The following is an 11,887-nucleotide window of genomic DNA, read 5'->3' on the forward strand; positions in this document are numbered from 1 at the left end:
CGGGCGATTCAAACGCTCAGGGGACGTTGCCGGCCTTGACCTTGGCCCCGTCGAGCAGCGCGTCGACAATGGCCCGCGCGGTTTCCACGCTATGGATCATCGACCAGATCAGCCCTCGCTCGACGCCGCTGGCGCTGCTGATTTCATCCGACACCTCCTCGGCGCTCAACAGCAGTTGCGACACCTGGATCAGCGCCTCTTGCGCATTGAACCCTTCACGAATCGCCAACAGCGAACGCTGCCGCGCATCGCGGCAGCCAAAGGCGCGGCTGGCGGTACTGCCGAGCGCATCGCTCAGGGAAGAGGGGGGATCGGGAACGAGTTTTTTCATGGGTGCAGCTCCTATACCGGTGGGGCTGCCCTCGCTCGCTGCTAAACGAAAGGTGGCAGCCATGTGCGGGTTAGCAGACCGGAGGTATAGGAACCCGGCGCACCCGAAGGTGCCCCACACATAGCCGCCATAACGGTGCCTGCCCGGATTGGAAAAGCCGGACAAGTCATAGGCGTGCCAAGTGTTCATATACCCAACGAGCTGCTAAACCCGATCGCTGATGTGCAGCGACCCCCGGAGACTAGCCACCCACCCGATACAGAACAAGAGCCCCCGGCACCCAAAAATGACCGTTGGGATTCTCTAGGAAAAGCCCTACAAAACAAAGCGACAAATCACTCGCCCAACCCCTAGCCCCAGCCCGCGTGGTGCTTGAAGCTTGGAACTTGCCGCTTGCCGCTTAGACTTTTTGTTGTACCGCAGTGGCACCTAAATGATTTTTTCGGGTCTTTGAAAGGGGCCGCAGGTATGAGGTTTTTATATCGTTTTTCAGATTGTTCCTACAGCCAACCCCTATCGACTTGCATACCCTCCTGTTCGGATCTCTAGGGAGCTAGAACGTACATCCTGCTGAATTAACCGTCACGGTCTGACAAAAAATGTTGAGTAAAACTTTGCGTGTCCTGATTGCCGATGAACAGCACTTCAATCGCATGAAAATAGAACGGGACTTGAACCAGCTGCGGTATTTCCGCATTGCCCCGGTGCACCACCTGGAAGAGTTGCTGACCCTGGTGGAGTACGGGTGTGAACCGTTCGACCTGTTGATCATCAGTGCCGCGTTTGTGGGGGAGTCCCAGTTCGATCTGCTGGCTTTTTGCCTGGACAACCCCCAGATCAACCACGCGTTCATCTACGACGGGCAACACCTGGAACAGTCCCAGGTGCTGTCGCGCCGTCAGCAGAAAATCCAGCTCAGCCAGCAGCAACTGCCGGACCGGGAAAGCCTGAGGCGCCTGATGGCCTGGGTCGATCCCCTTATGGAGCAAGCCAGCCTCAGCAGCCAGCGCAAGCTCCACGCTTTTTAACCAGCCGCGCCAGCAAAAACAGCCAGGGCCTGCGCCAGCACCCTGGGGGGCTCAGTCCCAGTGTGGCGCCAGGCCGGCGGGGCTGGTCAGGCGATGGGCGCGTTCCAGGCCGGCAATGCGCGCCATGTCGTCCTCGGTCAGGCGCAGGTCACAGGCGCCCAGGTTGCTCTGCAGGTTGGCGCGCTTGGTCGATGATGGAATCACCGCATAACCCAACTGCATGGCCCAGGCCAGGGTCACCTGCGCCGGCGTGGCCTGATGCTGCGTGGCGATCTGCTGGATCACCGGGTCGTTCAACACCTCACCGTAGGCCAGGGTCATGTAGGACGTGATCTGGATCCCCTGGCGGCGGGCGAACTCCGCCACCTTGCGGTTTTGCAGGTAGGGGTGCAGCTCGATCTGGTTGGTGGCGATCTGCTCGGCGCCGACGACGTTGATGGCTTGCTGCATCAGGTCGATGGTGAAATTGGAGATGCCGATCTGCCGGGTCAGCCCCTGTTGTTTGGCCTCCAGCAGCGCGCTCATGAATTCTTCGACCGGCACCTGGTCGTCGGGGGAGGGCCAGTGGATCAGGGTCAGGTCCAGGTAATCGGTTTGCAGCTTGCGCAGGCTCTCCTTGAGGCTGGGGATCAGGGCGTCGGCGGCGAAATGGGCGACCCAGATCTTGCTGGTGATAAACAGCTGGTCGCGGGCGATGCCACTGGCGGCAATGGCCTCGCCGACCTCGGCTTCGTTGTCATAAATCTGCGCGGTGTCGATCGCCCGGTAACCCAGCTCCAGGCCGGTGCTCACCGAATCGATCACAACCTGGCCCTGCAAGCGAAACGTGCCAAGGCCAAAGGCGGGTACAGACATAAAAAACTCCGGAAGTGTGGTGGGAAATGCCCCGAGTATCCGCACCGGCCGCCCGAAGAAAAACCCAAGGCCGGACAAAGCAATATTGCCCGCCACGCACGAATCCATTCCCCGCCCGCACCTGTAGCCGCTGCCGCAGGCTGCGCTGTCCCGCAACAACCCCGGAGATCCCCCGGATGTACTCGGCGCCTGCAATGGCCAACGCAGCCTATCGGCAACAGCCGTCTTCAGCGCGGCTGCAAGATCATGCAGGTGGTCGACCCCGTGGCATACAGGCGCCCATCCACATCGTAGATGCGCCCTTCGGCCAGGGCGGTGGAGCGGCCCAGGTGCACGACTTTGCCTTCGGCGCGGATCGGGCCGCTGCTGCCGGTGAGGGCGCGCACGTAGCTGATGCGCAGGTCGAGGGTGGTGTAGCCCTGGCCCTTTTGCAGTTGGGTGTGGATCGCGCAGCCCATGCACGAGTCAAGCAGGGTTGCGGCGTAGCCGCCGTGCACGCTGCCCAGGGGGTTGTAGTGCCGTGAATCCGGGGTGCCCTGGAACAGGAACATCCCGGCCGACCATTCGATGGGGATAAAGTCCAGCAGGCTGCCAATGGGCGGCGAGGGCAGTTCGCCATTGCCGATGCCTTCGAAGAATTCACTGGGCGAGAGTGCGCTGACTTCGGCCAGGCTCAGGCTCCCGGGCCCGGCCAGGCGGGCGCGCATGGCCTGTTCCTGGGCGATCCATTGGGCCAGGGTGGCGTCACGGGATGGGCTTTGCATGGGCATTTCCTCTGGGAGCGGACAGGACGACGAGGGGTAAATATTATGCTCGAAATATTTACCCGGCCAGTGACAAAACCGCCACAGGTCGGAAGCTTTCAATGCGCACACCATCGTCCTCTGGATGGAACGCAGTAACTGATTTTTGCCGTCTAGTGCGCCCCTAGGCGCTGCTTTAAGGTGGCGCATTGTTTTTTATCCACCCCCTTTGAGGCCCGCCATGAAGAACATCATCGGTATCTACACCAGCCCCCGAGCACATTGGGTGGGCGATGGTTTCCCGGTTCGCACGCTGTTTTCCTACGACAACCTGGGCCAGCACATCAGCCCGTTCCTGCTGCTCGATCACGCCGCACCCACCGAATTCAGCCCGACCACCGAGCGCCGAGGCGTGGGCCAGCACCCCCATCGCGGTTTCGAAACCGTGACCATCGTCTACCAGGGCGAGCTGGAGCACCGCGATTCCACCGGCAGCGGCGGCACCATCGGTGCCGGCGACGTGCAGTGGATGACCGCCGCCAAGGGCATCCTGCACGAGGAGTTCCACTCCCGGGGTTTCGCCCAGCGTGGCGGCACCCTGGAAATGGTCCAGTTGTGGGTCAACCTGCCGGCCCGGGACAAGATGGCCGCGCCCGGCTACCAGACCCTGATCGATGGCGATATCCCGCTTATCAGCCTGCCTGACGATGCCGGCAGCCTGCGCCTGATCGCCGGTGAGTTTGCCGGGCAACAGGGGCCAGCACGGACCTTTACCCCGATCGACGTCTGGGACATCCGCCTCAACGCCGGCAAGCCCCTGACCCTGGACCTGCCCACCGGGCGCAACACGGCCCTGGTGGTGCTGCATGGCACGGTCCAGGTCAACGGCCAGGAACTGGCGCGCGAAGGGCAACTGGTGCTGTTCGCGCGCGACGGCCAGCAACTGAGCCTGGAGGCCAACAACGATGCGGTGGTGCTGCTGCTCAGCGGCGAGCCGATCGACGAACCCATCGTCGGCCACGGCCCGTTCGTGATGAACAGCGAGCAGGAAATCCACCAGGCCTTTATCGACTTCCAGTCCGGCGGCTTTGGCCGGATGGACGCCGCGCACTAGATCGCCATCGCTGCGGCCGGGCCTCACCCCGCGCCGCAGCCCGCGATTCCTCCATCCCCCCGGATTTTTTATTTTCCAGCTATACCTGCTGCTGCAGGTGGTGTGCGATCTTCGCGCCACTGGTTTGCTGGAGTTGCGCGATGCCGTCTGTCCTCACCGATCACCCGTTGCTCTGCGCCCTGGCGCTGATCTTTATCGACATTGTGGTGTGGCGGCTGATCGGCAGCCGCGGCAGCCGTTGGCAACTGGCGGTGCGGGTGCTGATTTTTTCGTTGTTCAGCCTGCTGTTGTTCAACGAAGGCATGAACCCCATGCAGCCGGCGCCCTGGCCGGAGAACGTGCCGCTGCACCTGGCGGCCACCGGTTTGCAGATCGGCTGGTGGCTGTTTGGCGCGCGCACCCTGACCGTGCTCCTGGGCACCCTGATGATGCAGCGGGTCGGCCACACCGGGCGGCTGTTGCAGGACCTGCTGGGGGCGGTGATCTTCCTGATCGCGATCATCGCCGCCCTGGCCTACGTGCTCGACCTGCCGGTCAAGGGCGTGCTGGCCACCTCCGGGGCCGTGGCGATCATCGTCGGCCTGGCGTTGCAGAGCACCCTCAGCGATGTGTTTTCCGGGATTGTGCTCAACACCACCAAGCCCTATCAGCTCGATGACTGGATCTCCATCGACGGCACCGAAGGTCGGGTCACCGATATCGATTGGCGCGCCACGCGCCTGCAAACCGCCCAGGGCAGCATGGCGGTGATCCCCAATTCCCTGGCGGCCAAGGCCAAGATCATCAACTTCAGCCGCCCCAGCGATATGCATGGGGTGTCCATCAGTGTGCAGGTCAGCCCCCATGCCCGGCCGCACCGGGTGATCGAGGCGCTGGAGCGGGCGATGCTCGGCTGCCGCCCGTTGCTGGCGACCCCGGCGCCCAGCGTGGCCCTCAAAAGCTCCGGCAGCGCCGGCGTCGAGTACGAAATCAGTGGTTTCGTGGCCTCCATGGGGCTCAAGCGCGAGGTGCGCAATCAGCTGTATGACCTGGCGTTCCGCCACTTGCAGACCGCCGGGGTGAGCCTGCTTTCCACCGGTGAGAGCGCCGCCCCCAGCAACCTGTCGCGGCCCCGGGCCTTGCTCGAAAGCTCGTCGATTTTCTCGACCCTGCGCCAGGAGGAAAAAGACACCTTCAGCCAGAACATGCACCTGCAGACCTTCCGCGCCGGGGCGATGATCCTGCCGGCGGGGGAGGTCAGCGACCACTTGTTCATCATCGAATCGGGCGTGGTCTCGGTGACCCTGAGCCGCGCCGGCGTGCCGTTCGAGGCCGGGCGCATGGGGCCGGGGGAGGTGATCGGCGAGGCGGGGATCCTGGCCGAGCAGGCGGTGCCGGCGGACTTCAGCGCCAAGACCTTCTGCAGCCTGTACCGCATCGAGAAGGACTACCTCAAGCCGTGCCTGGAAGCGCGCCAGGATATCGGCGAAGCCATGAAGAACCTGCTCGACCTGCGCCTGCACAGCGCCCAGGTGCTGACCGCCGACCTGCCCCCGGCCCCGGCAAAAAAAGGCTTTATGCAGTGGTTGCGCCGCCACACCTAGGCCGGCAGTGGCCGATTGGCCACCTCATCTTTGTCACAATTGGCTATGGGTCGGCAGCGATGACGGGCTTAACGTAGCGGCACATTCACTTGTACCGGAGCACGTTCATGCAACCTCGTATCGATTTCTACACCGCCTCGCCCGATGCCCTCAAAGCCATGATGGCCCTGGAAAACGCGGTGTCGAAACTGCCCCTGGAAAAATCGCTGATCGAGCTGGTCAAGCTGCGTGCCTCGCAGATCAACAGCTGCGCCTTCTGCGTCGACATGCACACCGCCGATGCGCGCAAGGGTGGCGAGACCGAGCGCCGGCTGTACGCGGTGTCGGTGTGGCGCGAGGCGCCGTTCTTCACCCCGCGCGAACGGGCCGCCCTGGCCTGGACCGAATCGATGACCCTGATCAGCCAGACCCACGCCCCGGACGCCGACTACGAGCTGCTGGCCAGCGCGTTCAGCCCCAGCGAAATGGTCGACCTCACCGTGGCAATCTCCACCATCAATAGCTGGAACCGCCTGGCTGTCGGGTTTCGCAAGCTGCCACAGGCCTAAGCGACCGCCCGGGGAAGGGCGCCGGCTGTACAGGCCGCCCTGCCGCCAAGGGAAATTGTGTTATATCCTGCGCGCCCGAAACGGACCGACAGCGAACAGGACGACACATGCTCAAATGGATAGGCAAGGTATTGGGTGGAGCCAGCGCAACGCCGGCCGCAGCGGCGAGCAAAGTGCCAGGCAATGTCTGGCTGCAGCGCCTGCAGGCCTACCTCGAACCCCTTGACCACTTGCCCGAGAACGGCGGTCGCGCCGGCCTGGCCGAGGCGATCCTGACCTATGTGCGCCAGGGCGATGGGCCGCAGGTCCTGGCCGAACTGGGCCAGCGCTACGCCGTCGCCAACTACCTGCACATTTTGAGCGGGCACGCGTGCCGGGTCGGCAGCCTCGGGCCACAGCTGTATCACGATCTGACCGATGTCGACCCGGCCCAGCTGTTGCGCTGGGCGCGGGTGCTGCAAGCCTGTCCGGCCCGCCGCTTCGGCATCACCATGGCCGACGGCAGCCATTGGCCAGAGCTGCTCCTGACCCACAGCGTCGAGCTCTTGCGCGACCCGCAGACCGACGAAACCCGCATCGTCCAGCGCATCAGCGCACCCTTGATGGAAACCTTGCTGCTGGAGGCGCAGCTGCCGCCTTCGGCGCTGCTGACCGCCTGCTTCAGCGGTTCGAACGACGCCTACCGCCAGGGCTACGGCATCTACCTGGTGCCCTATATGGACGGCTATTCGCAGTGGGTGCTGCGCCATGTCGAGGCGCTGCGGCCGCTGCTGCTGGCGGGGGACATGTACCTCAAGCACCAGGTTCTGAACCTGATGAGCGACCTCGAGCCGCCGGTCATGAGCGCCATGGCCACTGAGCTGTGTGAAATGGCCTGTGGCGGCAATCGCGAAGTGCGTGAGCAGGCGGCGCCGCTGCTGCTCAAGTGCCAGCGTGGTGCCCTGCAAGCCCTGACCCTGGTGATCCAGGGCGGCAAGCCCGAGCAGCGCGCCCATGGCCTGCGCCTGCTGTGGGCCCTGGCCAACCAGTTGGCGGATGCACCGCTGCGCGCCGAGGCCCGGGCCCTGGCCGAAGCCGACCGTGCGGCCTCGGTGCGCGGCCTGCTCGCCGAGTGGGACGCCGAGCCTGCCCACGAGCAGGGGCCGGTTGAGTACAGCGGCCCGGTGATTGACTGGGCGGTGGCGCTGACCCCCGAGCGCCTGGAAGTGGTCGAGCAACTGTGGGCCGACCTCAATCAACTGATCGATCAGCACAACCAGAGCAACATCGAGTACTACGCCGCCCACCCGGAGAAAAAAACTGCCGGCAAACCGGAGTTGTGGCCCCGCTACAGCGCCACGGCCCTGGAGCAGCTCAAGGCGTTCCTGGCCTCGACCGAAGTGCTGCCGCCGGCGTCCCGTGAGCTGCCGCAAGACCACAGCGAGTACTTTTCCCGCTCGGCGATGCAGGCCTTCGCCGACAGCGAGGCGTTGACCGCGGTGATGGCGTTCAAGGTCCTGGATTTCTGCAACGCCCTGGGCAGTGGCGAGGGCCGCCTGAGCCACATCACCTGCCGCGCGCTGGAGCAAGCCTACCGACAGGACGACTCGCTGAGCCTGATGTCCCTGGCGCAGATGCTTGAGGACCGTGGCCGCAGCGGCGACAGCCTGCTGCAGGATTGCTTCAATAACGGGTTTGCCGAGGGCTGGGATGCCGACGCGGTGGCGCCGTACTTCGCCCTGCATCAGGGCTGGCTGGAGCAGGCGCTGGCGGCCCTGGAGGTGTATCACACCGACGCGCTGTACGCCGCGGTGGTCAAGATGACAGCGCCGCCCGCGCCGTTGATCAACCGCCTGTTCGAGATCGCCCTGGGCTCCAACCAGGGGGAGCGGGCCCTGGCCCAACGCGCCCTGGAGCAGCTGCCGGGCAAGGAGGCGCACCTGATTGCTGCCCTCGGCTCGGGCAAGTCCGAGGTTCGGCTGCTGGCCACCAAATGGCTCGGCAACCTGGCTTATCAAGCGGCGATCCCGGCCCTGGAACAGGCCCTGAAAAAGGACAAGAACGACGGCGTGCGCACCGCCATGATCGAAGCCCTGGAACAAATGGGCCAGCCGGTGGAGCAGTACCTGGACCGTGAGCAGTGGGTCATCGACACCCGCAAAGCCATGGCCAAGGGCGCGCCCAAGGACCTGGCGTGGTTCCCGTGGGACGCCTTGCCCGAATTGCGCTGGGCCGATACCCAGGAGCCGGTTCCGGCCCAGGCGGCCCAGGGCCTGCTGGCCCAGGCGGTCAAGCTCAAGTCGGCGCAGCCGGGGGCGTTGCTGCGGCGCTTCTGCGGGATGTTCGAGGCCCGTGGCCGCGAGCGTTTCGGCCAGTTCGTGCTGGACACCTGGCTCGCCGAAGACACCCGGCCGATCCCGCTGGAGCAGGCCCAGCAATTGGCCGAGCAGCATGCCACCAACACCCTGTTTTTCATCCAGCGCTACCCGGACGACTACAAGGACAGCCCGCACCTGGGCAAGAGCCTGGACGAACTGAGCGCCAGCTTCCTGCCGCGTTTCATGCGTCAGCCCCAAGGCTCGGCGGCGGCCAGCAAGGGCTTGCTGGCGGTGGTGGCGGCCTGTGCCGGAGCTGATGCAGCGGCCCCGGCCGGGCGCTACCTCAAGGAGTTCTATGGCACTCGCGCGTCCCAGGGCAAGGCGCTGATCGCCATGCTGGCCTGGGTCGAGCACCCGTCCGCGACCCAGCTGTTGCTGTCCATTGCCAGTCGCTTTCGCACCGCGGGCTTTCAGGAAGAAGCCATCCTGCAAGCCCAGGCCCTGGCCGAACGCAACCACTGGACCCTGGCCGAGCTGGCGGACCGCACCTTGCCTTCGGCCGGCTTCGACGAGCACGGCGTGCTGGAGCTGAGTTACGGCGAGCGACTGTTCAGTGCGCGCTTGCTGGCCGACTTCAAGATCGAGCTGTACAACCCCGACGGCAAGAAAATCGCCGCCTTGCCCGACCCGCGCCAGGACGACGACGCCGACGAAGCCAAAGAGGCGAAGAAGCAATTCGCCAGCGCCAAGAAGTCCCTGGCCAGCATCGTCAAGCAGCAGACCGAGCGCCTCTACGAAGCCCTGTGCACCGGCCGCGAGTGGCCGTACGCCGACTGGCAGCGTTACCTCAACCAGCACCCGATCATGCGCCGGCTGTTGCAGCGCCTGGTGTGGGTGCAGGTCGAAGGGGACCGGGTTGTGGCCAGCTTCCGCCCGCTGGACGATGGCAGCCTGACCGATCGCGAGGACAACCCGCTGACCCTGGCCGACGACGCCCGGGTGCGCCTGGCCCATGATTCGCTGCTGGGCGCCGAGGAACTGGCGCAGTGGCAGCAGCACCTGGTGGACTACGAAGTGACGCCGCTGTTCCAGCAGTTGGGCAAGGGCGTCTATCAGTTGCCCGAAGGGCAGGGCGAGGCCCATGCCATCGAGGACTTCAAGGGCCACCTGCTGGAAGCCTTCGCCCTGCGCGGCCGCGCGCTGAAGCTGGGGTATACCCGGGGCGCGACCGAGGATGCCGGCTGGTTCTACACCTATGAAAAGTCCTTTGTCAGCCTCGGGCTGTCGGCCGATATCCGCTTTACCGGCAACCCGCTGCCAGAGAGCAATCGCACCGTGGCCCTGGTCGACCTGACGTTCTATCGCGGCGGCCACAGCATGCCCCTGGCCGAGGTGCCGACGATTCTGCTTTCGGAGTGCTACCACGACCTGCGCTCGATCGCCGCCCAGGGCACAGGGTTCGACCCGGATTGGGAAAAGAAAAGTGAATACTGAACGCCTGGCACGCCACCTTAAAGGACCACGCCCATGACCCCTGCGCCTGGCGCAATGCTCAAGGCCCCGGCCGAACAGGCCCACGCCGCTGAACTGGCGCGCCTGCAACAGCACGACAGCGGCCCGCGCCCCATCGGCTGGCGCCTGTCACCGCGCGCGGTGCGCGGGTTTATCCTCGGCGACGGGGCGTTGCAGGTGCGGCGCAAGTTCTATGGCGACGATGCCCTGATCGACCGCTGCATCGTGACCCTGATGAGCAACCGTGGGTTGATGCTGGTGGGCGAGCCGGGGACTGCCAAGTCGATGCTCTCCGAGCTGCTGGCGGCGGCGATCTGCGGCGAGTCGTTGTGCACGGTACAGGGCACGGCCGGGACCACCGAGGAGCAGATCCGTTATTCGTGGAACTACGCCTTGCTGCTGGCCGAAGGCCCGACCCAGCGCGCCCTGGTGCGCGGCCCGATGTATGAGGCGATGCGCAGCGGCAGCCTGTGCCGGATCGAAGAAATCACCCGCATGCAGCCCGAGATCCAGGACAGCCTGATCAGCCTGCTCTCGGACAAGGTGCTGCACGTGCCCGAACTCAAGGGCGAGGAGGCCACGGTGTTTGCCGCGCCGGGGTTCAATATCCTGGCCACCGCCAACCTGCGTGACCGGGGCGTGCATGAGATGTCCAGCGCCCTCAAGCGCCGCTTCAACTTCGAAACCGTGCGCCCCATCAGCGACCGGCGCCTGGAAACCCAACTGGTGCGCGAGCAGACCGAGGCCCTGTTGCAACAGGCCCAGGTCAAGGTCGACTTCAGCCCCGACGTGCTCGAATTGCTGGTGACCGCCTTCAACGATCTGCGCCACGGCGCCACCGCCGAAGGCACGGTGCTGGAGAAACCCAGCGCGGTGATGTCGGCCGCCGAGGCGGTGGCGGTGGGGTACGCCGCCAGCCTGGATGCCCACTACTTTGGCAACGGCGTGGTCGGCGGCGAGCATATTGCCCGGCAACTGATCGGCACCGTGCTCAAGGACAACCCCGAGGACGGCGGCAAGCTGCGCCACTATTTCGACGTGGTGGTGCGCCAGCGGGCCCAGCGCCAACCGCAATGGCAGCGGGTGCTTGAGGCGCGGCGTGAGCTTGATCGCTGACGCGTCCCTGGCCGGCACCGAGCTGGACAGCGCCAGCCTGCGCGCCCTGGGCCAGAGCCTGGCCAGCGATGAGTTGATTGTGTTTGCCGTGCGCCACCACAGCCCCGGTTGCGCCTGGCAATTGCAGCAACTGTTTGCCAGCCATCCGCCGAGCGTGGTGCTGGTGGAAGGGCCACGGTCCTTCGACCCGTTGCTGCCGCTGCTGGTGCACCCCGAAGCGCAGATGCCCCTGGCGATCTACACCTACGCCGTGGGCGGCGCGGCGGCGGATTCGCGGCGCGCCGCCTATTATCCGTTCTGTGACTATTCGCCGGAGCTGGTGGCCCTGCGCGCCGCAGCGGCCCTGGGCATACCCGCACGTTTTATCGACCTCGACTTTGCCGAGCAATGCGCCCTGGAAGCGTTGCCGCCCGAGGTGGAGCTCGGCCAGGACTCGCTGCTCGACGAAGGTCGTTACCAGCGCAGCGAACACCTGCAACGCCTGGCCAGCCAACTGGGCTGCCGCGACCACGAAGAACTCTGGGAACACCTGTTCGAGGTGCCGGCGACCCGGGGCGATTGGCCCGAGCACCTGACCCGGGTCGCGGCCTATTGCCAACTGGCGCGCCTGGATTGCAGCCACGACGAGCTGCTGGCCGACGGCACCCTGGCCCGTGAGGCGGAAATGGCCTGGCATATCCAGCAGGCCCTGGCCGCCCGGCGTCCGGGGCAGGGGCCGGTGCTGGTGGTGGTCGGTGGCCTGCACGCGGTGGCGCTGCCG

The 11,887-nt window shown here is 65.3% G+C and carries 10 protein-coding genes; 7 read left to right on the forward strand and 3 right to left on the reverse strand.

What is annotated here, in order from left to right:
- Positions 1 to 16: 16 nt before the first annotated feature.
- Positions 17 to 331 (reverse strand): hypothetical protein, encoded by a 315-nt coding sequence (locus CF161_RS05215; RefSeq protein WP_020295519.1) that lies wholly within the window; start codon positions 329 to 331, stop codon positions 17 to 19.
- 599 nt (positions 332 to 930) lie between these two features.
- On the opposite strand from CF161_RS05215, the gene CF161_RS05220 reads away from it, so the two are divergent.
- Positions 931 to 1,359 (forward strand): hypothetical protein, encoded by a 429-nt coding sequence (locus CF161_RS05220; RefSeq protein ID WP_043228680.1) that lies wholly within the window; start codon positions 931 to 933, stop codon positions 1,357 to 1,359.
- Positions 1,360 to 1,410: 51 nt separating this feature from the next.
- Here CF161_RS05220 and dkgB read toward each other — a convergent pair whose 3' ends face one another.
- Positions 1,411 to 2,214: a 2,5-didehydrogluconate reductase DkgB gene (dkgB, locus tag CF161_RS05225; RefSeq protein ID WP_020295521.1), complete on the reverse strand. Its 804-nt coding sequence runs from the start codon at positions 2,212 to 2,214 to the stop codon at positions 1,411 to 1,413.
- A gap of 227 nt (positions 2,215 to 2,441) precedes the next feature.
- Positions 2,442 to 2,978, reverse strand: a complete 537-nt coding sequence (locus CF161_RS05230; RefSeq protein WP_020295522.1) for a PaaI family thioesterase — start codon at positions 2,976 to 2,978, stop codon at positions 2,442 to 2,444.
- Between the two features lie 220 nt (positions 2,979 to 3,198).
- Between CF161_RS05230 and CF161_RS05235 the strand changes: the two genes are divergently transcribed.
- The 6 genes from CF161_RS05235 to CF161_RS05260 form a co-directional block, all read left to right on the forward strand.
- Positions 3,199 to 4,071 carry a pirin family protein gene (locus tag CF161_RS05235; protein ID WP_020295523.1) on the forward strand — a complete coding sequence of 291 codons (873 nt, stop codon included), beginning with the start codon at positions 3,199 to 3,201 and terminating at the stop codon, positions 4,069 to 4,071.
- A 140-nt stretch (positions 4,072 to 4,211) separates the two neighbouring features.
- Positions 4,212 to 5,654 (forward strand): mechanosensitive ion channel family protein, encoded by a 1,443-nt coding sequence (locus CF161_RS05240; protein ID WP_020295524.1) that lies wholly within the window; start codon positions 4,212 to 4,214, stop codon positions 5,652 to 5,654.
- Between the two features lie 107 nt (positions 5,655 to 5,761).
- Complete coding sequence (locus CF161_RS05245; protein WP_020295525.1) at positions 5,762 to 6,202, forward strand: carboxymuconolactone decarboxylase family protein; 441 nt, start codon at positions 5,762 to 5,764, stop codon at positions 6,200 to 6,202.
- Positions 6,203 to 6,309: 107 nt separating this feature from the next.
- A complete protein-coding gene (locus tag CF161_RS05250) occupies positions 6,310 to 9,993 on the forward strand; it encodes a DUF4132 domain-containing protein (protein ID WP_020295526.1) in 3,684 nt (1,227 codons plus the stop codon).
- A 33-nt stretch (positions 9,994 to 10,026) separates the two neighbouring features.
- Positions 10,027 to 11,127, forward strand: a complete 1,101-nt coding sequence (locus tag CF161_RS05255; protein WP_020295527.1) for an AAA family ATPase — start codon at positions 10,027 to 10,029, stop codon at positions 11,125 to 11,127.
- The coding region (locus tag CF161_RS05260) for a DUF5682 family protein (protein WP_020295528.1) at positions 11,111 to 11,887 on the forward strand (777 nt) is incomplete at its 3' end. The genes CF161_RS05255 and CF161_RS05260, both read left to right, overlap by 17 nt.

Source organism: Pseudomonas sp. CF161 (genome assembly GCF_000416215.1).
In the GTDB taxonomy this organism is placed as follows: domain Bacteria; phylum Pseudomonadota; class Gammaproteobacteria; order Pseudomonadales; family Pseudomonadaceae; genus Aquipseudomonas.

Bases quoted from the DNA above. Each gene is read 5' to 3' on its own strand.
- CF161_RS05215 (WP_020295519.1), bottom strand. From the start codon at position 331: ATGAAAAAACTCGTTCCCGATCCCCCCTCTTCCCTGAGCGATGCGCTC.
- CF161_RS05220 (WP_043228680.1), top strand. From the start codon at position 931: ATGTTGAGTAAAACTTTGCGTGTCCTGATTGCCGATGAACAGCACTTC.
- dkgB (WP_020295521.1), bottom strand. From the start codon at position 2,214: ATGTCTGTACCCGCCTTTGGCCTTGGCACGTTTCGCTTGCAGGGCCAG.
- CF161_RS05230 (WP_020295522.1), bottom strand. From the start codon at position 2,978: ATGCAAAGCCCATCCCGTGACGCCACCCTGGCCCAATGGATCGCCCAG.
- CF161_RS05235 (WP_020295523.1), top strand. From the start codon at position 3,199: ATGAAGAACATCATCGGTATCTACACCAGCCCCCGAGCACATTGGGTG.
- CF161_RS05240 (WP_020295524.1), top strand. From the start codon at position 4,212: ATGCCGTCTGTCCTCACCGATCACCCGTTGCTCTGCGCCCTGGCGCTG.
- CF161_RS05245 (WP_020295525.1), top strand. From the start codon at position 5,762: ATGCAACCTCGTATCGATTTCTACACCGCCTCGCCCGATGCCCTCAAA.
- CF161_RS05250 (WP_020295526.1), top strand. From the start codon at position 6,310: ATGCTCAAATGGATAGGCAAGGTATTGGGTGGAGCCAGCGCAACGCCG.
- CF161_RS05255 (WP_020295527.1), top strand. From the start codon at position 10,027: ATGACCCCTGCGCCTGGCGCAATGCTCAAGGCCCCGGCCGAACAGGCC.